This is a genomic window from Streptomyces sp. NBC_00510 (assembly GCA_036013505.1).
Taxonomy (GTDB): Bacteria; Actinomycetota; Actinomycetes; order Streptomycetales; family Streptomycetaceae; genus Actinacidiphila.
In genome coordinates, this window is record CP107851.1 from 8,361,702 (window position 1) to 8,384,436 (window position 22,735).

The 22,735-nt window shown below is 68.9% G+C and carries 23 protein-coding genes and 1 pseudogene; 11 read left to right on the forward strand and 13 right to left on the reverse strand.

The window, feature by feature from the left end; genetic code table 11:
• Positions 1 to 629: 629 nt before the first annotated feature.
• Positions 630 to 1,151 (forward strand): SMI1/KNR4 family protein, encoded by a 522-nt coding sequence (locus OG937_37915; GenBank protein WUD77074.1) that lies wholly within the window; start codon positions 630 to 632, stop codon positions 1,149 to 1,151.
• Positions 1,152 to 1,303: 152 nt separating this feature from the next.
• Here OG937_37915 and OG937_37920 read toward each other — a convergent pair.
• Positions 1,304 to 1,728 (reverse strand): annotated as a pseudogene (locus OG937_37920) (transposase).
• A 1,273-nt stretch (positions 1,729 to 3,001) separates the two neighbouring features.
• On the opposite strand from OG937_37920, the gene OG937_37925 reads away from it, so the two are divergent.
• The 3 genes from OG937_37925 (at position 3,002) to OG937_37935 (ending at position 6,688) form a co-directional block, all read left to right on the forward strand.
• Entirely contained in the window at positions 3,002 to 4,471 is a 1,470-nt protein-coding gene (locus OG937_37925; GenBank protein WUD77075.1) for an MFS transporter, read from the forward strand.
• Between the two features lie 75 nt (positions 4,472 to 4,546).
• Entirely contained in the window at positions 4,547 to 5,533 is a 987-nt protein-coding gene (locus OG937_37930) for a zinc-dependent alcohol dehydrogenase family protein (GenBank protein WUD77076.1), read from the forward strand.
• Between the two features lie 81 nt (positions 5,534 to 5,614).
• The gene (locus tag OG937_37935; GenBank protein ID WUD77077.1) at positions 5,615 to 6,688 is read left to right on the forward strand and encodes an aldo/keto reductase; all 1,074 of its coding nucleotides are present in this window, start codon (positions 5,615 to 5,617) and stop codon (positions 6,686 to 6,688) included.
• Positions 6,689 to 6,884: 196 nt separating this feature from the next.
• Here the strand turns inward: OG937_37935 and OG937_37940 are convergent, their stop codons facing one another.
• The gene (locus tag OG937_37940; GenBank protein ID WUD77078.1) at positions 6,885 to 7,022 is read right to left on the reverse strand and encodes a BBE domain-containing protein; all 138 of its coding nucleotides are present in this window, start codon (positions 7,020 to 7,022) and stop codon (positions 6,885 to 6,887) included.
• Between the two features lie 75 nt (positions 7,023 to 7,097).
• On the opposite strand from OG937_37940, the gene OG937_37945 reads away from it, so the two are divergent.
• Positions 7,098 to 7,847 (forward strand): CocE/NonD family hydrolase, encoded by a 750-nt coding sequence (locus OG937_37945; protein WUD77079.1) that lies wholly within the window; start codon positions 7,098 to 7,100, stop codon positions 7,845 to 7,847.
• Positions 7,848 to 8,154: 307 nt separating this feature from the next.
• Here OG937_37945 and OG937_37950 read toward each other — a convergent pair whose 3' ends face one another.
• Positions 8,155 to 8,553, reverse strand: a complete 399-nt coding sequence (locus tag OG937_37950) for a hypothetical protein (protein ID WUD77080.1) — start codon at positions 8,551 to 8,553, stop codon at positions 8,155 to 8,157.
• A gap of 834 nt (positions 8,554 to 9,387) precedes the next feature.
• On the opposite strand from OG937_37950, the gene OG937_37955 reads away from it, so the two are divergent.
• Positions 9,388 to 10,143 (forward strand): SDR family oxidoreductase, encoded by a 756-nt coding sequence (locus OG937_37955; protein ID WUD77081.1) that lies wholly within the window; start codon positions 9,388 to 9,390, stop codon positions 10,141 to 10,143.
• A gap of 196 nt (positions 10,144 to 10,339) precedes the next feature.
• Here OG937_37955 and OG937_37960 read toward each other — a convergent pair whose 3' ends face one another.
• The 4 genes from OG937_37960 to OG937_37975 form a co-directional block, all read right to left on the reverse strand.
• On the reverse strand, positions 10,340 to 10,756 hold the full coding sequence (locus OG937_37960; protein WUD77082.1) for a MerR family transcriptional regulator: 417 nt from the start codon (positions 10,754 to 10,756) through the stop codon (positions 10,340 to 10,342).
• 90 nt (positions 10,757 to 10,846) lie between these two features.
• Complete coding sequence (locus OG937_37965) at positions 10,847 to 10,993, reverse strand: SDR family oxidoreductase (protein WUD77083.1); 147 nt, start codon at positions 10,991 to 10,993, stop codon at positions 10,847 to 10,849.
• Positions 10,990 to 11,256, reverse strand: a complete 267-nt coding sequence (locus tag OG937_37970) for a DinB family protein (GenBank protein ID WUD77084.1) — start codon at positions 11,254 to 11,256, stop codon at positions 10,990 to 10,992. The genes OG937_37965 and OG937_37970 overlap by 4 nt, the downstream gene beginning before the upstream one ends.
• Before the next feature lie 443 nt (positions 11,257 to 11,699).
• Positions 11,700 to 13,133 (reverse strand): aldehyde dehydrogenase, encoded by a 1,434-nt coding sequence (locus OG937_37975; GenBank protein ID WUD77085.1) that lies wholly within the window; start codon positions 13,131 to 13,133, stop codon positions 11,700 to 11,702.
• Between the two features lie 168 nt (positions 13,134 to 13,301).
• Between OG937_37975 and OG937_37980 the strand changes: the two genes are divergently transcribed.
• Positions 13,302 to 13,856 (forward strand): TetR family transcriptional regulator, encoded by a 555-nt coding sequence (locus OG937_37980; GenBank protein WUD77086.1) that lies wholly within the window; start codon positions 13,302 to 13,304, stop codon positions 13,854 to 13,856.
• Between the two features lie 16 nt (positions 13,857 to 13,872).
• Positions 13,873 to 14,538: an epimerase gene (locus OG937_37985; GenBank protein ID WUD77087.1), complete on the forward strand. Its 666-nt coding sequence runs from the start codon at positions 13,873 to 13,875 to the stop codon at positions 14,536 to 14,538.
• 195 nt (positions 14,539 to 14,733) lie between these two features.
• On the opposite strand, the gene OG937_37990 is transcribed toward OG937_37985, so the two are convergent.
• Both OG937_37990 and OG937_37995 read right to left on the reverse strand, forming a co-directional pair.
• Positions 14,734 to 15,219 (reverse strand): hypothetical protein, encoded by a 486-nt coding sequence (locus OG937_37990; GenBank protein ID WUD77088.1) that lies wholly within the window; start codon positions 15,217 to 15,219, stop codon positions 14,734 to 14,736.
• Positions 15,220 to 15,347: 128 nt separating this feature from the next.
• Positions 15,348 to 15,941: an AAA family ATPase gene (locus OG937_37995; protein ID WUD77089.1), complete on the reverse strand. Its 594-nt coding sequence runs from the start codon at positions 15,939 to 15,941 to the stop codon at positions 15,348 to 15,350.
• A gap of 296 nt (positions 15,942 to 16,237) precedes the next feature.
• Here OG937_37995 and OG937_38000 point away from each other — a divergent pair, with 296 nt between their 5' ends.
• Positions 16,238 to 17,245 (forward strand): hypothetical protein, encoded by a 1,008-nt coding sequence (locus OG937_38000; GenBank protein WUD77090.1) that lies wholly within the window; start codon positions 16,238 to 16,240, stop codon positions 17,243 to 17,245.
• Positions 17,246 to 17,838: 593 nt separating this feature from the next.
• Here OG937_38000 and OG937_38005 read toward each other — a convergent pair.
• The 4 genes from OG937_38005 to OG937_38020 form a co-directional block, all read right to left on the reverse strand.
• A complete protein-coding gene (locus OG937_38005; protein ID WUD77091.1) occupies positions 17,839 to 18,657 on the reverse strand; it encodes a hypothetical protein in 819 nt (272 codons plus the stop codon).
• Positions 18,657 to 19,238, reverse strand: coding sequence for a sigma-70 family RNA polymerase sigma factor (locus OG937_38010; GenBank protein ID WUD77092.1), 582 nt, complete (start codon positions 19,236 to 19,238; stop codon positions 18,657 to 18,659). Before OG937_38010 ends, OG937_38005 begins: the two co-directional genes overlap by 1 nt.
• The gene (locus tag OG937_38015; GenBank protein ID WUD77093.1) at positions 19,238 to 19,438 is read right to left on the reverse strand and encodes a hypothetical protein; all 201 of its coding nucleotides are present in this window, start codon (positions 19,436 to 19,438) and stop codon (positions 19,238 to 19,240) included. Before OG937_38015 ends, OG937_38010 begins: the two co-directional genes overlap by 1 nt.
• A gap of 575 nt (positions 19,439 to 20,013) precedes the next feature.
• Positions 20,014 to 20,613 carry a DUF308 domain-containing protein gene (locus OG937_38020; GenBank protein WUD77094.1) on the reverse strand — a complete coding sequence of 200 codons (600 nt, stop codon included), beginning with the start codon at positions 20,611 to 20,613 and terminating at the stop codon, positions 20,014 to 20,016.
• Positions 20,614 to 20,822: 209 nt separating this feature from the next.
• Here OG937_38020 and OG937_38025 point away from each other — a divergent pair, with 209 nt between their 5' ends.
• Complete coding sequence (locus OG937_38025; GenBank protein WUD77095.1) at positions 20,823 to 22,007, forward strand: histidine kinase; 1,185 nt, start codon at positions 20,823 to 20,825, stop codon at positions 22,005 to 22,007.
• Positions 22,004 to 22,663: a response regulator transcription factor gene (locus tag OG937_38030; GenBank protein WUD77096.1), complete on the forward strand. Its 660-nt coding sequence runs from the start codon at positions 22,004 to 22,006 to the stop codon at positions 22,661 to 22,663. The genes OG937_38025 and OG937_38030 overlap by 4 nt, the downstream gene beginning before the upstream one ends.
• The last annotated feature ends 72 nt before the right edge of the window (positions 22,664 to 22,735 follow it).

Sequence of the window (22,735 nt, forward strand, 5' to 3'; positions counted from 1 at the left end):
TCGAGTCCGATCCGCACGTGGCGCTGAGGGTAGGGCAGGCCCTCCAGCGTCCTGGAGCCTTACGTCTCTGGGAACCGACGCGGGCGGCCGCCGGCCGGTGAACCGGGCCGGCCGTCCCATGATCCATCCGGTGTTCACGCAGTTCAATGAGGACCGGGGTGACCGGACTCAACCAGAACATCCCAGCGGATGACCTTCCGCTCCAGGGCAAAGCCGTCGCCGACGCCGTCGCGGGCGTGGTCCGCGTCCACCGCACCGCCGGCCTTCCACACCCTGCGCCGACTCACCGTCGCTCCCAAAGATGCGGCGCTGGCCTGAGGCTCAAACAAGTCGTTTGCGAGCTGCAGTCACCCCTCGCCACCTGAGCGGGCGCCTGCCCCACCCGCCACCGCGACGCCCCGCATCACCTCACCGCGCTTCGCTCGGAGCAACCCAAGGCGAGCGCCGTAAGCGATGAAGGCATGCGTGTTGTCACGCGCTCCACGGTTCCAGGACACTCCATGTGCCTTCGACCGCCTCGAAGACCCACTCCGAGCCCTCGAAGACCTCCTGCCCACTGTGGGGACGAAGGCCGCCGAAGCGCTCAGCGCACAGGTCGACCTGCATCACATGCTAGAAGGGGTCAAGTGATGGCAACGCTTGCAGAGATCCGTGCCTTGTTGGGCGAACCGGGATTCAACTGGACGGATCCGGCGCCATGGATTGAAGTGGAGCGGGAGTTCGGAATCGAATTCCCGGCGGACTTCCGCGAGATCTTGGATGCCTACGGTTCGGTCCAAATCAACAATCAGCTGTATCTGGAGCACCCCGCCGGCCACCTTCTGCACAACCTGGGAGAGTCCATCAGGGGGGATCTCGAGCTCTTCCGCGAGGAGGACATGATGGAGTACCTGCCGAGTCCGGCAGGGGCGAACCCCGGCGAGTTGATGCCGGTGGCGTCGGCCGCGACGGGGGAGTGGGTTTTCCTCCGCGTTCCCGACAGTTCCTCGTCGCCCTGGAGCGTCCTGGTCCAGGAGCTTGACAGTCCGGCTTGGGTGCTCCATGAGATGACATTCGGTGAGTGGTTGCTGGCTTACCTCAGGGGTGAGGACGCGACGGTGTGTTCTCGCAACTTCGCACCTGATCGACCGTTCTTCGAACCGCTGAGCTGAACCGCGGTACTCGCAGATCGGCACATCGCCGTACGCCCCCGCGACGGAGATGAAGTGGGCGGGAGCTCGACGCGCCACTCCTTCGCCACCGCTTCGATCAGCTCCTCCCCGTCCGAGCGGACCGGTAGTCCGAGAAGCGGGAAGAAGGCGGGGGCGGGGTCGTGGAGGGCGGCGCACGCGGAGAGGAGCAAAGCGCGTCTGGGCTGCGGTTGCCGCCGCGGGGCGTGTGTTCGCCGTGGATCGAGGTGCCGGGTTGCTTGGTCGTCGGGGCGAGGCCGGCGTAGGAGGCGAGGTGGGCCGCGCTCTGGAACGAGCTGCCGCGGCCGATGGTGACCAGGAGGACTGCGGCGCTCCTGACGCCGACGCTGGGCAGCGACGTCAGGGCCTGGCCAAGAGGGTGAGCCTCCAGCAGGGCCTCGATCTGGTTTTCCGGGGCCCGGCGCTGTTCGTGGACGGCCGCTGGGGACTTGGCCGGCGACGGGAGGATGGCGCCGGTTCCGGGGACCACAACGGTCTCCTGGTCCGGGGCGGTTGCGGTGTCGTCGCTCAGCCGAGCGGCCATGCGTGGGGCTTGGGGGTTCGATCTTGAATGGTACCCCTGCTCGTAGCGCCTGACTTGCCGTCACTCCGGCTCGTTCGCGTATCGGTTGGCGCCCTGGCGCCCTGAGACCCGCGGCAGAGGGTGATCATGGATGTTCTCCAGGCAATCTGATCACCACGGACCGCCCGCATTGAGCTTGATCTTTAACCCTGTTGCTGTTTGGTGCGGACCTGTTAGGTGAGGGGTGCGACTCGTTTCACGGTCTTGCCGAGCTCGCAGTGTGGTGCCGGCCTGCGGTTTTTCTATCCCAGTGGGCGTTCGCGCCGGCGCCCCGAAGGGCGTCTGGCCGGCCGCCGCTTCGCGCGAAGCGCCCGCCTCCACTGCTGGGACGGGCGCTTCGGGTGCGCCGGGCCCGTTTCACGCCGGGCCGATGGCCACCTTCCAGCACGGGTGATCAGCCCGTGCCGGCGCAGCCTGCCCTGTCATGCAGCCTGCGCCTATGGGGACCGGACAGCCCGCCGATGTGTGACAACAAGCCCTTCAGACGGGCGATCTGATGCCTATGTGATCAGCTGGGGTCCTGTCCGACGCTCTCACCGCTCCCGGGGAGAAGCGTGAGGTCGTACACCCGCCCGAACCGCCGCCTGTGCCTGCGCGCCGACCGCAGCCGGATCCTGCGGGCCGCCTACCTCCAGGCATGCCCCCGCTGTGATCGCCCGGTGAAGCACCACACGATCGAGGACGGCGCCCGGGTATGCACCCGTGGCGAGGGCCTGCGCGGACTGCGCGGAGGCGTGGGCCCGCTTGCCGGTCACCGCCGCGTTCGCGGGGATGTACGGGTGTTGAGGACGCCGCCCCGCCCGACGTGGAACCCGGGCGGGGCGCAGGTGTGTCCAGCCGACCGCCGTACCCCATGAGCCGCCCGGGGTACCGTTCTGAGCGTCGACGTCAGGTAATTCCTGGTTCCTCTGCAGGTGGTGGGCGGCCACCCCATCGCGATCTCCGCAGAGCCGGAGTCGCCGCCGGAATGCCGTCCGTGCCCGTGGCCGATGCACCTCCACCCCATATACACCGTAAGCACCGATATCGGTGCAAATGCCACACGTCGTGAAGAGGGCCGTGGCACGCGCAGCCTTGCGGCCGCTGCTCGCCGGGACACTCCGCCGCAAGGAGGTTCGCTCTTCCGCAACTGCTGCAGCCGGGCGGCCGTGACCGGCCGCACCATCGGCCGTGGAGGCGGTCGACGCATTTGATGCTCATGCATTAGATGCACTTGCATTTAAAGTACGAGCATGTCAGCGTATCGCCCATGAGTCCTTCCGCTCCATCGCCGTTGTCCACTTCCTCGCCCACATGGAACGCGCGGCAGTGGGGAATCCTGCTCACCGTCTCGATCGTCGGGTTCCTCGACGCGCTGGACGTGAACATGGTGGGTGTCGCCCTGCCCTCGATCCAGGACGACCTGGGCCTGTCCACCAGCGCACTGCAGTGGATCGTCAGCGGTTACGTCCTTGGCTACGGCGGGTTTCTGCTGCTGGGCGGGCGCGCCGCCGACATCCTCGGCCGGCGCAGTGTCTTCCTGGCGGCGGTCGCCGTCTTCGCCGTGACCTCGCTGGTCGGCGGCCTGGTCGACGACGGGACCCTTCTGATCGTCGCCCGTGTCCTGAAGGGCGTGTCGGCGGCGTTCACCGCACCTGCGGCGTTTTCCATCATCACGACCACGTTCGCCGAGGGGCCTGCCCGCAACAAGGCGATCGGGATCTACACGCTCTTCGGTTCCGGCGGCTTCTCGGGGGGGCTGGTGCTGTCCGGTGCGCTGACCGAGGTCGGCTGGCGGTGGACGTTCCTCCTGCCGGTGCCCGTGGCGCTGATCGCCCTGGTGGCGGCGATCCGTGTCCTGCCCAAGGACGGACCGCGCACCGTCGGCAACTACGACCTGCCCGGCGCACTCACCCTCGTCGCCGGAATGCTGCTGCTCGTCTACGTCGTCGTCGAAGCGCCGCAGAAGGGCTGGACCACGGCGAGCACGCTGGTGGAGTTCGGGCTCGCTGCCGCGCTGCTGGCCGCCTTCGTGGTGATCGAGTTGCGCGGGGCGCAGCCGCTGGTCCGTCTGGGCATCCTGCGCTCGAGCTCCCTGGTGCGTGCCAACGTGGGCCTGTCGGTGTTCTTCGGCGCCTATGTCGGCTTCCAGTTCGTGGTGACGCTGTACTTCCAGCAGGTGCTGCAGTGGTCGGCGCTGCAGACCGCGTTCGGCTTCCTTCCCGCCGCCGCCATCGTCACCGTCGCCTCGCCCCGTATCCCGTACCTGATCGCGCGATACGGCACCGCGCGCAGCATCATCGCCGGCGTCATCGCGCACGTGGCCGCCTATGCGCTCTTCCTGGCCATCGCCCGGGACCATCCCTACGCCGTGGGTGTGCTGCCCAGCATGCTGCTGCTCAGCATCGGCTTCACGCTGGCGTTCGCGCCCTTCCAGCTTGAGGGCACCTCGGGAATCCCCGACCACGAGCAAGGCCTGGCCGGCGGCCTGCTGAACACCTCCATGCAGATCGGCGGCGCGATCGGCCTCGCCATCGTCACCGCGGTCCTTACCGCAGGCAACGGCGGCAAGAGCGGGCCCGAGACCCTGCTCGCCGGTTTCACCCCCGCAATGATCACCGTCACCGTGCTCGCGGCCATCGGCCTGCTCGTCGCCCTGTCCGGATCGCTGGGACGTCGCAGGGTACCTGCGCAGACGGACAGGAGCACCGACCGACGGGAGCTCGACAAGGTCACCTGACGTCACCGGGGGACGGCCGACCGCTGGGCCTGAACTGCCCCAGCCATCCCAGACTCGAAAGGCAATACCACTCACATGAGCAAGATCGTCCGATTTCACGCCACCGGCGGCCCCGAGGTCCTGACCCTGGACGACGTCGAGGTCCGCGAACCCGGGCACGGCGAGATCCGCCTCCGCACCCGTGCTCTCGGGTTGAACCGAGCGGACGCCATGCTCCGCAGCGGTCACCGCGCGGAGTTCCCCTCCGGTATCGGATGGGAGGCCTCCGGTGAGGTCGACGCCATCGGCCTGGACGTCGAAAGTTTCACCGTCGGCGACGCCGTCAGCCTGATCCCCTGCTTCCGGGCCACCGACTACCCCATCCACGGTGAGCTGGCCATCGCGCCCGCCACCGCGGTGGTCAAGCACCCCGACACACTGTCCTGGGAGCAGGCCGCGGCCCTGTGGGGGCAGTACCTGACCGCCTACGGCGCCCTCATCGAAACCGCGAGCCTAAGGGCCGGTGACACGGTGGTCATCCCGGCCGCCTCCAGCAGCGTCGGGCTGGCCGCGATCCAGATAGCCCGCAGTGTGGGGGCCCGGCCCGTGGCACTGACCCGCAGCAGCGCCAAGCGCGAGCGGCTCCTGGACGAAGGCGCGGAGGCAGTGGTCGTCACGGGCGAGGAAGACGTGGTCACCCGCCTGAACGAGCTCACCGACGGTCACGGAGCGCGCGTCATCCTCGACCCGGTGGGAGGACCTGCTCTGGCGGACTTGATCGGTGCCGCCGCGCCCGGTGGGACCGTGATCCTCTACGGCGCGCTGAGCAGCGAGGCCACGACGCTGCCGGTGCTGCAGGCGATCGGCAAGAGCCTGACCGTCCGGGGATACAAGGTCTTCGACCTCACCACCGACGTCGAACGCCGCAAGGTCGCCGTCGACTGGGTCCTTGACGGCCTTGCCCGCGAGACCCTGCGGCCGGTCATCGACACCGTCTTCCCGCTGGAGGACATCGTCGAGGCCCACCGTCGTCTCGAGTCAGGATCCCAGGTCGGCAAGATCGTCGTGACCGTCCCCCGCTGACCCGGCACACCTCGCAAGCGCCAAGAACGGCGTCCACCCTTACGCAACGCAAGTTGCTCGTCTTAGTGGAGATGTCACCCCATGCGATACACCACCTTCGGCCGCAACAACGGCCTGCGCGTGTCGGAGTACGGCCTCGGCACCGCCAATTTCGGTACCGGCTGGCGCGCCGGTGGCGGCTGGGGCCCCGGTGCCGAGCCCGCCGAGGCCCGCAAGATCTTCGACCGGTTCGCCGAAGCCGGCGGCACGCTCCTCGACACCGCCGAGAACTACCAGGCCGGCGAATCCGAGCAGCTGCTCGGCGAGTTCCTGGGCGCCGACCGGGACCACTTCGTGCTGACGGGCAAGTACAGCATGAACGGCGTCGGACCGCAGACCGTCTCCAACACCGGCAACAGCCGCCGGTACATGGTCCAGGCCCTCGAAGCCAGCCTGCGCCGCCTGAACACCGACCACCTGGACATGTACTGGGTGCACGCCCCTGACGGCCTGACTCCGATGGAGGAGATCCTGCGCGGACTGGACGACCTGGTCAGCACAGGAAAGATCCGCTACTTCGGGCTGTCCAACTTCCCGGCCTGGCGTGTGTCGCGCGCCGCCGCCATCGCCGAACTGCGCGGCTGGTCCCCGGTGGCCGGAATCCAGGTCGAGTACAGCCTGGTCGACCGCACCGCCGAACGGGAGCTGCTGCCGATGGCGAGGGCACTCGGCCTGGGCGCGGCGCTGTGGAGCCCGCTCGGCGGCGGCCTGCTGACCGGCAAGTACCGTCAGGGCGCCACCGGCCGGATCAGCGACCTCAAGGCCGTCGGGTTCTTCGAGGACACCGCGCAGAAGACCGCGATCGTCGACGCCGTCCTCGACGTCGCGGCCGAACTCGGCGTGCCGGCCTCCCATGTCGCCATCGCCTGGATGCGGCAGCAGGGCGCGCGGGCGGCCACGGCGTACGTGCCGATCATCGGCCCGCGCAGCGTCGCGCAGCTCGACGACTACCTGGGCGCGCTGGACGTGACGCTGACCCCGGCGCAGTTCGCCCGGCTCGACGAGGTGAGCGCGATCAGGCTCGGCACCCCGCATGAGCTGAACGCGTGGAGCGTGGGCCCCATCCGCGGCGGCGACGCAAGCGTGATCGACGAGCCCGCGATCCCGGTGGCGTGATCTCAGGCGAATGACCGGCTTCGAGGACATGGGAGGCGGCCCGATCGCGCGCCGCCTGCAGGCGCAGTCTCGCGCGGCATTCCCTTCACGCGCCCGCGGGACGTAGAGCCAACAGGTCCCCACCGTCAGGCGGAGGAGGGCGCTGAAGGTGCCCTCCTGCTCCCCGCAGCCGCGGATGCGCTGGCGGGGAGGCCGCTCAGGAGGTGGAGGGCGGGATGTCCTGGTTGGCGTGGAAGAAGTTGTAGGGGTCGTAGCTCCTTTTTATCGCGGCCAGTTGGTCGTGGTGGTCGCCGTAGGCGCCCCTGGATCCGGTCGGTTTTTCCCTGTTCGCCAAGACCCCTGCAACGCCGAGGCGACGGCCTCACCTGCCCCGGCGTTCCTGGGCACCGGCACGGCAGTCGCGAGCCTGGTGCGTTGGAACGCCGGGCGCATCGGATCGCTGGACGCGATCGATGGCGGCCGGTCGCTGAGGGCGCTGCAACTCGACTGGCTCGACGGGGTGCTGGGGCGCGGCGGCAGCGCACCGGCGTCTACCGTCTTGGTCTTCGTGACGGGCGCCGGCGTCTGGCGGCGGACGGACCGCTGGCCGCCCCCGACCACCAAGACGACGTGGTTCCTCCGGGCCCCCGACACACTGTCGCCCGAGCCACCCGGCACGGACGAGCCGCCGGCCTGTTTCGTGCACCACCCCGCCGACCCCGTACCGGTGTGCGGCGGCGCCCTCCTGCTGACCGACGCGTATCCCGCGGGCCCGTTCGACCAGCGCGCCATCGAGGCCCGGCCCGACGTCCTGACCTGGACCGGCCCCCAGCTGACCGCCCCCCTGGAGGTCGCAGGCCGGATCACCGCGGTCCTCACCACCACGAGCGACGGCCCGGCCGCCTGGGTGGCCCGGCTGTGCGACGTCCGCCCGGACGGCACGTCGATCAATCTCGCCGATGGCGTCGCCCGCGCCGAAGCCTCCGCCGATGCGGACCCCCAGGAAGTCCGCGTCGACCTGTGGTCCGCGGCGCACGTGTTCCGTCCGGGCCACCGGCTCCGCCTCCAGGTGACCGCCTCCGCCCATCCCCGCTGGGAGGTCCCCGACACCCCGGGCACGCGACGTGTCCACCACGCCGCAGCCCGCCCCTCACGGCTGGTGCTGCCGGTGTCGGGGTGAGCCTTCCAGATCGGAACACCAGGACGTGGTGAGCGCCTGACGGGACTTCTTCGCCGTGGGGGTATGCAAAATCGATCTTTGTGATGTCCCTGAAGGGGAAACTCACCCGGACCAGACGCGCGTCCTGCGCGATCTCACCCGATGGCCCGGCACTTCAACGTGGAGCATTGCCGGCCATGACGAGACGAGCCTGACCGCGACCGACCCGCCAGGAACGGTCGCGGTCAGGCCTTCGCCCATTGACCCCTTCGAATGTGACCGGGCCCTGACACGGCAGGTTGCCCAGGACGACGGTCGGCTTCGGGAGCTACTGACGGATGTTGATGGCCTGGATCGCCTCGGACTGTGCGACTGCCGCCGGGGAGGCGACGTTGGCCGACAGCGATTCGTTACGGGCCTTCACGTGCGCAGACTTGAGCGACTTGTTGGTGAGTCGGAAGTAGCCGAAGTCCTCACCCCAACCGCCGTACCCTCCGCGGTCGTAGCCTCCACGGCCGTACCCACCGCGGTCGTAGCCTCCGCGGTCGTAGCCTCCACGGCCGTACCCCCCGCGGCCGTAGTCTCCGCGGTCGTGACCTCCGTGGCCGTAGCCTCCACGGCCGTGGTCCCCGCGGTCGTAGCCCCGGCCACCGTAGCCGTTGTCCCAGCCATCCCCCGAACAGGTCGCGGAAGTGGCCAGCGCCGTACCGGCCAGGGGAACCCCCATGGCTGATACCGCCAATGCGACCGTAGCCGCGGCTCGAGCAAGACCTTTCACTGCATTCCTCCCTTGGAGTCAGGAATTTCCTGATGCGAAACTGAAGCTAGCCGATGGCCACTCGGAAGTCATTCACGCTTCGCGGTGAAGGTCGGCCAAACAGGGCATCGCCGAGAAATGCTCGACGGCGCCCGGGAGGTCACAACCCCGGCGTTTCCCAAGCTCAGGCCCCATCTCGTCCTGCTGCGCGAGATTTCCCGGGTTCCGCGTTGATACACCTTGGAGTGAATCCGGCGCAGGCTCTCAACGTAGATAAAGCGTTGCGGGAGAGGATAAAATTAATTCATTCAAGCGAGCCAAATTTGGCAAAGAATGCGCCACTTCGGATTCCCTTGGCAGGGTATCCCGGTGCAACAATTGCGGCCCGAGCAGTGAGGATGAAAAAATTGGATGACTTGAAATCTGGGGCGGTGTCGAATCCAAACTTCCCGGTGTCCGCCGACGGACGCAGCATCGGCATCGGATGCGGGGTCGCGATTCCCCCTGACTCCCCGCCCGTTCTGGCGCGAGAGTGGCGCGGACTCCGCCATGTTGACCCTCTCGATGCGAACTGCGGGCGTAGCGGTCGCTGAGAGGTGTCCGAACCTGACGGTCGCTGGAACGGTACATTCGCCGCATATGGGTCACACGCGACAGCGCTGTGACTGTGCGGATGCGCGCCTCATGAGCGCAAGCGCGAGTGGCGGGCGTCACGGCATCCCGGCTTGACGTTCACACTAATGTCAACCTTTAGCTTCGGTTCAGTAGCTGAAAGCCAACTGAACGGCGCAAGGAGACATCGCCATGCCCAAGGCTCTGACAGGACGGACAGCGCTCGTGACCGGAGGGTCGCGAGGTATCGGTGCGGGGATCGCCCGGGAACTGGCCCGCGAGGGTGCGAACGTCGTCATCACCTACCGAAAGTCGCGCGAGCAGGCGGAAGAGGTCGTCGCCGACCTGGCCGCACTTGGGGCGAAGGCGCTTGCCGTACAGGCGGATCAGTCCGTTCCCCACGAGGCGTCGACCGCTGTCGAACAGGCTGCCGAGTTCCTGGGCGGCCAGATCGACGTGCTGGTGAACTCCGCCGGAGTAGCCGTCATGGGCACCGTCGACCAGTTGGACCTGGACCTTCTCGAAGGGGTCCAGCAGATGATGGCCACCAATGTGATGGGCACCGTCGTCACCACGCATTCCGCATCGCGTTATCTGCCCGACGGCGGGCGCGTCATCCTGGTGGGCAGCATCGTCGCCCACCGCGTTCCTGTCCCTGGCGTCGCCGAGTACGCGGCGAGCAAGGCAGCGATCGACCAGCTCGGCCGCGGGTGGGCGCGCGACTTCGGCCCGCGCGGCATCACCGTCAATGTCGTCCAGCCCGGGGCGACCGACACGGACATGAACCCTGCGGACGGGCCGAACGCTGCCCCGCAGGTGGCCATGACGCCCCTGGGGCGCATGGGCACCACCGAGGACATCGCCAAGGCGGTCGTCTTCCTCGCCAGTGAGAACGCTGCCTACATCACAGGCGCACGGTTGACCGTCGACGGCGGATACAGCATCTGATCCGGGAGCAGCACCCATGACGCGCGGGGCTCCGGTGCCAGGACGACAGTCGACGGGACCAGAGCCCCGCCACTGGCGAATCCGTCCGTTGCGGCGTCCTCCAGCCCGCCTCCGCCTCGCCGGCAGCGTCAGCCTCGCGCCGCACCGATAGCGCCTTCCGGCAGGTGAGCGCTCGGCCGCGTGAGTCCCGCCGCTGTCACTCCGCAACCAAGACCAGGACTCCATCCGCGGTCGTCGGCATGGGGGCCGTGGCGTCCTCCTGGAAGCGCAGGTATGCCTCGATCGCGCGCTGGTTGCGTTGCAGCACGTCGATGCGCCGTTTGATGCTGCTGAGTTGGCGTCGCAGACCGTCCAGGTCCTTTGCGTCCGGGCACTCCCGGGCGTGCGCATCGCCCTCGGCGGACTCGAAACAGGGCAGAACCTCGCGGATCATCTCCGTGGTCAAACCGACTTCGAGGAGTTCGCGGATCTGCAGTACGCGGTCGATGGCCGGCTCGCCGTACGTGCGGTATCCGTTGGGGCTCCGGAACGGCGTCAGGATGCCGACCTCTTCGTAGTAACGAAGCAGCCGCGGCGCGACACCGGTCTTCGCGGCCAGCTCTCCGATCTTCACATTGCCCTCCTCTTGCCGGGCATCGCGTGGACGGTATGCCCCGTCGCCGCACAGGTGGGCGACCTTGCCGTCTGCTGTTGAACCTTCACACTACTCGGCCACTGACGTTGATCGATTACGTCCGGCCGTGACGCCGCCGTCGACATGACAGACGGCGCCGGTGACCCAGCCGGTGCGCTCCGACAGTTGGAGGGTGACGGTTGAGGCGATGCCGTCGGGGGTGCCGGTGTGGTTCATGCTGCTGGTGCCGCTGATGACGACGACCTTCTTGCCGTGAGGTCGGGGGGCTGGACATCGTGGTGCTGGCTGGGCTCGGCGGCGGTGAGGTTGCGGACCATGAAGTGGGCGACGTGCGCCTGGTGACCGAGGTGCCAGCCGATCGCGCTGGAGTCCTCGTGTGGTCGCCAGGTCACCTCGTCTGCCGTCAGGTCCTGCCACAGGCTGTCGGTGTACGCGCGGGCGCGGTCGTACTGGCGTAGCAGCTCCGTAAGGAGGTTCATTGCGGTCACCTTTCGGTGCGCAGGAGGTGGCACAGGGCAAGGAGTGGGGTGGGGCCGCTGGGCCGGAACCGAGGGTAGCCCCGGCCCGGGGGTAGACGGCCCGGGTGCGGGCGGGCATCCGCTCGGGCTCGCGCGCCGTGGGGTGCGGTGGTGCCGGGCGCGGTGGGTCAGGGGTTGTCCTGGAGGCGGGTCTCGGTCGGCTGCCTTCAAGCAGCGGCAACGGGGCGCCGAAGGCCCTGTCGGACCTGGAGCACGTCGTCTGAGCCACGAAACCGTCGCCGCCCTTGATTGCACAGACCACCGTGGGCGCCAGCGCTGTCCGGGACGACGCCGGCGCCCACAGCCAGTGGGTCAGGGGGCCTTGGGCGGACGCGAGTTCCTCAACCTGTTGATCAAGATCGTTGAATTCCGGTCTTCGGGTGATCGCGGTGCGAGGCGGTGGGTCAGAGGGCGATCGACTTGTGCTCGACGTAGTGGGTGAGGCCGACGGCTCCGAACTCGCGGCCGATGCCGCTGGCCTTGTAGCCGCCGAAGGGGGCGTCGAAGCCGGCTGGGGCGCCGTTGACGAGGAAGGTGCCGGTGCGGATGCGGCGGGCCACGGCGAGGCCGCGTTCGGCATCGGAGGTCCACACGCCGCCGCTGAGCCCGTAGGGGGAGTCGTTGGCGATGCGGACGGCGTCGTCTTCGTCGTCGAACGGGATGATGACGAGCACCGGGCCGAAGATCTCCTCCTGGGCGATGCGCATGGAGTTGTCGACGTCGGCGAAGATGGTGGGCCTGACGTAGTTGCCCTGCTCCAGGCCCTGCGGGGCGCCGAGGCCTCCGAAGACCAGGTGGGCGCCCTCCTCCAGGCCGGAGCGGATGTAGGAAAGTGCCCGTTCCTTCTGAACGGGGGTGACCAGCGGGCCGACGAAGTTCGCCGGATCCGCCGGATCGCCGACGGTCACCTTCTCGGCGGCGGCCACGACCGCGGAGACGATCTCTTCGTAACGGCTGCGGGGTGCCAGCAGGCGTGTGTGGGCGGCGCACGACTGCCCGCTGTTGGTGAAGGCCATGAGAGGCGCGGCCTGCGCGACGGCGTCGAGGTCGGCGTCTTCCAGGACGATCGAGGCGGACTTCCCGCCCAGTTCCAGGCTGACCCGCTTGAGCTGTTCACCGGCGATCGACGCGATGCGGCGTCCGGCGCCCGTTGAGCCGGTGAAGGCGATCTTGTCGATTCCCGGGTGGGCGACCAGGTACTCACTGGTCTTCCGGTCGGCGGGCAGGATGCTGACGACACCCTCGGGGAAACCGGCCTGCGTGAACAACTCGCCCAGCAGCAGGCCGTTGAGCGGCGTCTCGGGCGCGACCTTGAGGATGACCGTGCAGCCGGCCAGTAGTGCGGGGATCATCTTCACCAGTGCGGATTGGTGCGGGGCGTTCCACGGGATGACCGCGGCCACCACGCCGACCGGCTCGCGCCGCACGACGGCCCTGGCCCCGCCGGGGCTGGTGATCTCCTCTTCCCAGGTGAAGGTGTCGCCGGCGCGGAGGTAGGCGGCTGTCTGTTCGGCGAGCGAAGCCTGCAGGGTGTGTGTGAACCAGGCCGGGGTCCCGTTCTCCGCGGTGATCAGGGCGGCGATCTCTGAGGCGCGGGCGGCGTGCAGGTCGTTGAACCTGGAGACCAGCGCGGCGCGCTTCTGGGGCGGCAGGGCCGGCCATGGGCCCTCGTCGAATGCCTGGCGTGCGGCGGCGACCGCGGCGTCGATGTCGGCGGGTGTTGCCTGGGCAGCGCGTCCGACCAGCGTGTGGTCGTGCGGGGAGTGGACCTCGATCGGTTCGTCGGTGGAGGAGGCGACCCAGTGACCGCCGATGTAGAGCTTCTCGTAATTGATCATGATTTCCTGATGCCTTCTGTCGCGTGCGTCCGCTGGGTGAGGGGCTGGGGGCGCGAACGGTGGGTGCCCGGGGCTCCGCCCCACGGAATGTAAGTGGTTACCTACATTCGACGGTAGGGCGGACTTCAGCGTTTTGCAAGTGACTGCCTACTTACTTACACTGCACCCATGGCACGCAACGCAGACGAGACCCGGCGGAAGATCCTGGAGGCCGCCACCGAGGAGTTCGCCCAGTACGGCATCGCCGGCGCCCGGGTGGAGCGCATCACCAAGAACGCCGGGGTCAACAACGCCTTGCTGTACCGGTACTTCGGCAGCAAGGTCGACCTGTTCGACAAGGCCTACAGTGACCTGGTCACCGAGATCGTCGACGCCGTCCCGCTGGACCCCGCCGACCTGCCCGGCTATGTGGGGCGCCTGTTCGACTACTACCAGGACCACCCCCACGTGGTGCGGCTGGCCGCCTGGCAGCTGCTCGAGCGACCCGAGCACGCCGTGCCGCAGGTCGTCCACGACGCCCAGAGGGAGAAGGCGGAGCGCATCGCGCAGGCCCAGAAGGCCGGTGTCATCCCCGCCACGCTTCCCGCCGAGGAACTGCGCGACCTCATGGTCCTGCTCTCCGTCAGCAAGACCCCGCTGATGCCCACCATCGCATCCGAGACCGATCGCGACCGCCGCCGCGCCACCATCGTCGCCACCGCCGCGGCCATCATCCGCGCCTGACCAGGAGGACCCCTTCGTGAACGTCGTCATCTTCGGCGCGTCCGGCATGGTCGGACATGGTGTGCTGCGCGCGTGCCTGCTGGATCCCGAGGTCGCCCGCATCCTGGTGGTGAACCGCTGCCCGCTCGGCGTCACCCACCCCAAGCTGCACGAGATCATCCACCACGACTTCGCCGACCTGTCCGGACTGGCCGAGCAACTGACGGACGTGGACGCCTGCTTCTACTGCCTCGGAGTCTCCTCCACCGGCCGCAGTGAAGCCGAGTACACCCGTATCACGTTCGACTACACCGTGGCCGCGGCGAACACGCTGTCCACCGCCAACCCTGGCCTGACCTTCACCTACGTCTCCGGCGAAGGCACCGACAGCAGCGAGGACGGCCGCACCATGTGGGCCCGTGTCAAAGGACGCACCGAGAACGCCCTGCTGGCCATGCCGATGGACGCCTACATGTTCCGCCCCGGCTACATCCAGCCCCGCCACGGAGCCGTCTCCAAGACCCCCGCATACCGCCTCACCTACGCCCTCACCTCCTGGCTCTACCCGCTGCTGCACCGCATCGCGCCGAAGCACACCACGACCACCGATCACCTCGGCCGCGCCATGCTCGCCGTCACCCGCCCCGGCACCTCTGCCCAGCGGATCCTCCACAGCCGGGACATCAACCACCTGGGCGCGTAGCGCCGCCGGCGGCATGCGGGCATGCCCTCACCGGCGCCTGGCTGCCGCCTCTCCCTTGGTCCTGCAGGACGTTCCGATAGGCGGCAGTACCGCCGACGACCGCGGTTGGCCGTGCGGGCGGTGTGGTTCCGCAGGCTCCGGTGCCGATGGCGTTCTTCGGCACGACGGTGAGGGTGTGAGGACGTCACGATCCGCTCAACCGCTCTGTGCCGCCTGGACGGCGTGGCGCAGCATGGCCTTGAACGAGACGCCTGCGGGATCATCACCGAGCGCGATGTGCATCGACTCGGCCTCGGACCGGTTCGACCAGCGGGTGAAGACCGACACCCCGTGGTCAATGGCCAGTCGCTGATCGACCTCGGTGACGGTCATATCAGCCAGCCGCCCGGAATGTGCTGTGGTCTTCCCCGTGCGCATGTCGGTGACCGAGACCAAGAGATGCCCCGGCAGCAACACGGCAGCAGTCAGCGTTTCACGCTGTGGGCCGCCCCCGAGCAAGCGCGCGAAGACGCCGGGCCGGCGCCGGGGCACACTGCGGGTTTCCACGCAGGTGATCGCGGCCGACGCGGCATCACCGAGCAGCTCGGTCTCGGCCACGGCCAGAATCGTCGTACGCGACCGGGAATCCAGATCCTCAACCGTGCAACCGCGGCTCGTGCGGTCGAACAACTGCTCAGGCATGGGCGCATCGTAGCGGGGCCACCGATGTCCGGCTCTCGGCCCGGCCGACGCTCTCCTTCACCCAGGGCGCTGAGCACCCACCTCACATCATGTCGAGTTTGGCACGACGGAGGATGGCCAGGGTCAGGTCAGTGCCCGGAGACCACGAGGTGGGCCCTTTCCCAGGGACGGGTCAGGGCCAGGTAGTGCTCCTCGGCCAGGCGCCAGCGAGACTCCCAGTCGATCGGGCCGTGGTCGTCACCGCGCTCTCGCAGTCGGCGCATGGATTCCTCCCGCGGGGTGTCAACGTAAACGAGGAGGTCGTAGTGGTCGGCGAGTTCGGGCCGGGCGGTGTACACGCCCTCCACGACGACGATGCCGCAGGCGGAAACACCATGGCTTTCGTCCGGGGCCGGATCACCGGTCGCCCAGTCGTAGCGCCGGTAGGTGGCATCACGGCCGGATGCGAGTGGGACAAGCACTTCCTCGCGCAGCCGCTGCCAGTCGAAGTAGCGGTGGTAGCCCTCTTCGGGACCCAGCCCGGCACGCTCCTCCGGGTCCATGGGGCGGTAGAAGTCGTCACCGTGAACCACCGCAGCGCCGCGCGACTCCGCCAGGGCCGTCGCCAAGGTCGATTTGCCAGAGCCACCCATGCCATCGATCGCGACCAGGAACACTCCTTGGCGGCTTCGGGCGTCGATGGCGGCGGCAACCTCTTCAGCACCGATGGAGATCGTCGTCATAGCGGCATTCTGATCACAGCAGGCGCCTCAAGAGAAGGGCAACGGCTTCGCATCACGATCCCGAGGCCGGGGAGCCCGCGCTGCCGCATCACCTGCCGTTCGTTCCACCCTTGACCGTTCGGATCACGCTGCTTTCCAAAGTGCTGATCGGATGCTGCCACTTCCTGAGGCTGCGACCGGGACGTCGAGGCCCGCTCCGCCTATCGGCGGGGCGTTCAGCGTCGTCTGAAAACCCGTTGCTCCCCGGTTTGCCTGCTTGGTGGGATGCAGGGGCTTCGACGGCGGGAGGGGACAGCTTGGCGGTGTTCGGGTGTGCGGGCTGCGGTGCGGTCCTGACGGAGGCGGTGTCGCAGGTGGCGTTGCCGATCCACCTGGCCGACACCCACTGGGAGAAGTTGCACCCGCCCCTGCTGGAGGTCGGGTCCTACTCCGTCGACCCTGCGCCGTACGGGCCGCCATGGCGGCAATGGGACGAGGTCGGGGCGCGCGAGGCGGCGGAGCGGGGGCGCTTCGCGCCCTACGGTGCGCTGTCCGACGGACCGTCGGGCACCGTCCTGCTCGCGCCCGGCGACATGCGCGGCACCAGGCTGATCGTCGAGCGGGCCGGGGGCTACTGCATGGGAATCGACGGGAGGGACGGGCCGAACCTTGCCTGCCTGGGCTGCGATCTGCCGGTCGGAACGAGAATGGACGACTGCGGGTGCTGGCAGGTCGTCCGGCTCGTCCCGCAGGCAGTAGTGCGGCTGCCCGGCCCGCCGGAGCGGCCGGTCATGGATTGGGCGGAGCTGCTGGCCACCGGCGCGCTGTGGCACCGGCTGAGCAAGTACCGGGACATCCCGGCGGGCGCGGCCCTCGCCCACGTGGTGGTGGCCGCCGGGGGCGCGCCGGTCGAGGTGGCGCCCGGGCCGGTGGCCGAGCTCTTCGGCCGGGCACTCGGCGCGCTGCTGCCCGCCGGGGACGGTGCGAAGCGGCTGGACCTGGCGGGACCGGGGTTCGGCGAGCCGGCCGCTGACCTGGTGCTGGTGCCGGTACATCCGCAGACCGGAGACATGTGGCAGCCGCGTGCCGGGGCGGTGCCGGTGCCCATGGATGCCGCGCTCTGGGCCGAGCTCGCCTTCCCTCCACACCGGACCCGGCTGCCGGTGGTCGGCGGACTGCCGGCAGGGGTGGAGCGGGACGACCCGCTGCCGCCGCATCGGTGGTACCCGTTCCAGCCGTCTAGGGAGGCGTTCCGGTACACGCTGTCGTGGATGCCCGCCGTCAGGGAACCATGGCTGCGGGCGATCTACGACCGGCGCTGCTGACCCGTCAGGGGCGATGAGGAACTGTACGTTGGGTTCGGCGTGGACGGCACCTTGGTCCCCACCCGCGACCATGTCGTCGCCGAGCAGTCCAAGAACTACCGGTACTCCACACGGCCCGCGGGAAGACCCACACCCAGGCCCTCCTCCGCCTCGCCCGCCAGTTCTCTGGGTCTGCGGGTGCCTCGCGCGGCCGGTGCCATCGGTCGAGCTGCGCCCGCGGCAGCTGGGTGACCGCGGCCGCGAACGCGCTGTACGCCGAGGCGCGCTCGCCCCGCAGGTAATGCTGCCGCGCACTGTTCTCGGTGTCCCGAGCGGACTGCCGCCGGAACCAGTGCGTCAGGGCCATACCGAGCAGCGTTCCCCCGACAGCGATCGCAGCTGACAACGCCTGGTCCATACCCAGGACACCACGCCGTGCCCCGGCTTGCCAGAGCCTTCAACGCCCGTCTTGGGTCGCTTCCTTGCGGGCCATCTACCACCACCACCGACGCAAGGCCTCAAGGGCGATCCTCGAGCCGACCAGCCGCTCACCAGAAGGCCCATCGGTGGCGACCGGCCTCCCGCCATGCCTGCCCCGAAGACGCAGGCGCTCGTCATGAAGCCGCACAGTCCACGAGCTCGGCCGCGAGTTCCGGGTCGGGCTTGGGGATGGTGCCGAAGTCCTCATCGGGCTGCGCCTCGAGCCGTTGCACGGCCCTGGTGAGCGAGTTCGACAGCGGTAGGGACGATGCGGGCCGGCACGCGCGGTGGACGACATCGACCGTGACCACTGTGGGGACCATCGCCGTCCGGGACGGCGATGGCGCCCAGAGCCAGTGCGTCAGCGCCCGATCGGTCGTCGCCTGCGACCACGCGGTGTGCGCCAGCGGATCCTCTCCCAGGTGCCGCAACAGAAAGGCCTGCCTGCGCCAGTGCTGCGCGTCGCGTAGTTCGCTGTGCTGCAGATGGTGCAGGAACAGGCAGTGGGCCGCGGTAGGGGAGTCGGCGCCGGCGGCGAACTGCCACCAGAACTGGGCCGCCTCGTGCCGGTCGGCTAGATACAGCAGGCACGCGAAGGCGAGTGCGCCGGTGGGCTCGATGGTGGCCCGGTCGTCGACGAGCAGCGCCATGGCGGCGATCGCCTGCGGGTCCCGGACCACCTGTGAGGACAGCACGCCCAGTTCGGTGGCGGCCTGCTCGTGCAAGGCGGCCGGCAGGCCGCCGTGTGCGTCGGCCGGGCGGGTGTCGGCGCCGGATGTGGTGCGGATCCACCGGGCGCGGCTTTCCATCGACTCGGCCCTGTGCCACACCACCCGCCGCGCGATGCGGTCCAACGCCGCCCGCTCATCGAAGTCGGCGTATTCATCGGCCAGGACCTTCGCGTCGGCCAGCACGTGCTCGATGCGATCGCTCCGCTTGTTCCCCCGGTTCATCAATCCTCCTCGTTCATCTCTTCGGCGCCCCAGTCGATCCCCAGATCCCTGGCCAGCCGCCGGCGGGCACCGCGCACGTGACTGCGGACCGTCCCGTACGAGACGCCCATCAGTTCGGCGACCTGCCGCATCGGGTAACCGAGCACGAACCGCAGCACGATCACGTCGTACTGCCGCTCCGGAAGGCGGGCGATCGCCGTGTACAGGCCGAGGCTGGACTCCAGTGCGGCGAAGGTTTTGCGGCTCTTGCGCCGGATCTGCTCGAACGCGGCGGTCTCCACCAAGGCGGGGGAGCGGCCTTGTATCTCCAGGCGCCGGGCGACCTCTTCCTTCAACGCCGCCCAGGCGTAGCCATCCACGTTCGGCTGCTGCAGCACGTGCGGCCACACCGTGGCCAGTTGCACGAACACGTCCTCGACGACCTGCTCGGCTTCGGGCCGGCTGTCCAGCTGCAGGTGCGCGTACCGCAGGTAGGCCTTGTGGTGCAGGCAGTAGAAGGCGGTGAAGGTGTCCGGTAGCACCGCGGTCAGATCGTCGCGCACGGCCTGGTCGGCCCACGGATCCGGTTGGTGGCCGCTCATCAGTCGCGCTCCAGCGGCTGCACGTCGGTACCTTCGTTTGAGGCAGCCGCCTCCCCGCGCCGGTGCTGCGCCGCCAGCTGGGCGGCGCCGACCCGCACCCCGGCACCGAGCAGGCGCGTTCCCAGGGCGCGGATATCTCCCGCGAAGACCCGGAGCGCGACCGCTCCCGTCACCACGTGAACAGCCATATCGAGATCCACTGGCTGGTGTCCTTTCGTCGGCCGATGCAGCCCCCGCCCGGCACCGAGCGCTTTCGCCTTGCTCCTAGCCAAGCGAACGAGACCCGCAAGTGTGCACGCCCAACCCCACCAATTTCACCGAGCGTGCGCACATGATCACGCGTGCGCCCCCGCTGCGCCCCCCCGCGCCTGAGGCCCACCCAGAGGCCAGCCATGGACTTGCAGCCCGGTCACATGCCGCCCCTGTGCACTGCTCGCACTTGTGGTCCGGGTCATCCCGTAGGTGCGAGGTGTGGTGACCAACAGCCCCCTGCTGCAGGTACGGGTCCTCGTTGATGCCCTCACACCGCCCTTGGCAGGCTCCTCGTGATCTTTAGGGCTCGGCCTGTGCCGCGCTTCTGAGGACACTGCCCGCCCCTGCGCCCTCCTCAGGCCCGTCGTGCCACCTGATGGGAAGCGATGCCCGCCTCGCAAGAACAACGACCCCGGCAGCGTGCCGGCCGACCGCGTCAGGGTTCGGGGGCCGAGACGAGCAGGATGCCTCTCCAATGAAGACGCCGCGCCTCCGGGAGAGGCGGTGGCTGCTACGGCGGTGGTCAACGCTTGTCGCGTCGGCTGCGGATGCTGAGGGCGATGACGGAGACGAGGAACCAGAAGGCACCGAAGGCCGAGTATCCGGCGACGGTGGACAGGCTGCTCGTCGCCGAGGCGGACGTGGCAGCGATGGTGGCGCCGGCGAGTACGGACTGTGCACCGCTGATGACCATGGGCCACTGGGCGCCGACGGTGCGCCGGCGTCGGATCGCCACGACGAGCTGGATGGCTCCGGACAGGAGGGCCCAGACGCCGAACACGAGCAGGGCCGTCCCGATGGTGGAGAACACGGCGATGATCATTCCGGCGGTGGTGGCGAGGCCGAGACCCATGTTGACGGTACTGACGCGGTTCGCGGAGCCGGTGCCGGCCAGGCGACGCTCGAGGAGCGTGGCGATGGCGTCCCACAGGGGGTAGACGACGAGCAGCACGGCCGCGATCACCGTGGGCCTGTCCGCCGACACGAGCGAGGCGGAGGTCGTGAAGACGAGTGCCACCCAGATCAGGGAGAAGACGACTCGGATCAGGTGGAGCGATCGGAGCCCGGAAGGCGTCGTCGCGGCCGTGGTCGAAGGGGCCGAGGTTACGGTGGTCTGAGTCATCGGGTGTCCCGTGGTGATCGTGACGGTGTGAGGCGGTCGCCTCGATGACGAGTCTCAGGGGCCTCGGGAGGCGCCGTGTACTTCGAACGAAGTAGTTCTGCCATCCGCTTCGACGGCAGGCGCTCTGCCGTCCCGATCGACCGAAGCAACTGCGCGGTCTACATCATTCGAAGTACACGGCGGCCGCACATGTGAACGAGAATCGGCTCATGGTGATGGCGCAGAACAGTCAGGACGGGCTCGCGGCACCGCTGTGGGTCCGCCGCCCCGAGGTGCTGCACCGAGTCGCCTATGCGCTGGCCGCGCTGGCGTTCACCGGTCAGATCGTGGCGGTGATCCTGAGGGGTGCGGACTGGCCGACGGCCCTGTCCGTGCTCCTCGCCGGCGGCGGTGTCGCCCTCTCGTGGTGGAAGCCGTGGGCGGGACTGGTCGTGACGAGCGCGGCGTCCTTCGCCGTCACAGCGGTGGGCCACGACCCCCTGTCGGTGTGGATGATGGCGGTGCTCGTGCTGTTCTCGGTCACCCTCAGGGGAAAGCAGCCGCTGGCCGGAACCGGCATCGTGGCGGCGTTCTTCCTGGGGGCGTTCATGACGGTCGGAGGATTCCGCGGCGGTGCGGTCGTGGGAGTCGCCGCCGTTTTCTCCGCTGTGGCAGGAGGTGCGACAGGGGCCGCGCTCCGCATCCATCGAGACCACTGGTGGACCCTGGAGGAGCGGGCCGAAAGCGCCATCGCCACCCGCGAGATCGAAGCCACCCGACGAGTGACCGAAGAACGACTCCGCATCGCCCGGGACCTCCACGACGTCATCGGCCACCAGGTCGCGATGCTGAGCCTGCACCTCGGTGCAGCGGAAATCGGGCTGCCCGAAGACGCCGAGTCCTCCCGGCAGGCCCTCGTCTCAGCCAGGTCCAGCGCCCGCACCGTCATCGTCGAAACGCAACGCATCCTCGCGCTCCTCCGCCTCGGGGACGATGTCTCCGACGACGAGGCGCTGCGGCCGACCCCGGCGCTCAGCGGCCTGGAAGGACTCATCGCCTCGTTCGAGAGCATCGGCCTCGACATCCGACCCTCCATCGACATCCCCGCCGGCTTCGTGGAGCCCAGCGTCGGCGTGACGGTCTACCGGGTCGTTCAGGAAGCGCTCACGAATGCCTACCGGCATGGAGAGGGGACGGCATCGGTGGACGTGCGCGAGCACGACGGCAGGATCTGCGTCACCGTGGAGAACCGCGTCGGTCGCTCACCCCGCGGCTCCGACTCGGGCAGCGGACTCGGACTCGTGGGGATGCGCGAACGCGTGGAGTCCTCCAGCGGGCGGCTGACGATCGACAGTCACGACGGGCGATTCCGGGTCCACGCGGAGTTCAGCCCCCTGGGAGCCGTCGTCCGATGACGCGGATTCTGATCGTCGACGACCAGGACGACATCAGGGCCGGGATCCGGGCGATGCTCCGGCTCGACCCGAGTCTCGTCGTCGTGGATGATCTCTCCGATGGACTCCAGGTCGTCCCCTTCCTCCGGGAGCACCCCGTCGACCTGGTCCTGATGGACATCCGGATGCCCGGCATCGACGGTGTCGAAGCGACCCGCCGGATCCGTGCAGAGCATCCACCCGAAAAGACGCGGGTGATCGTGCTGACCACTTTCGACCAGGACGACATCGTTCTCGCCGCCCTGCGCGCGGGCGCCAACGGTTTCCTGAGCAAGACCGTGAGCCCCGCTGAACTCGTCGCCGGCATCACCGAGGTCGTCGGCGGTGGCGGTGCGCTGTCGGCCGCCGCGACCGCCGCGCTCATCGGTCACATGACCGACCGACCGCCCCCGGTGATCGACCAGGAGCTGCTGCGACGCTTCGGCGCTCTGACACCCAGGGAGCGGGACGTGGTCGTTCTCATCGCAAGCGGTCTCGGCAACGACGAGATCGCGGCCCAGATGTCCGTGTCGCCGTTCACCGTGAAGACGCATGCGGTGCGGGCCATGACGAAGGTCGGCGCACGTGATCGGGCGCAGCTCGTCTCGTTCGCCTTCCGGGCCGGTCTCTACCCCTGAGCGGGGCGCGTCATCCGCGCCGTGCGAGGGCGCTCGCGTCCGGTGTGGTGGTCACCGGGCGCGTGCAGCCGA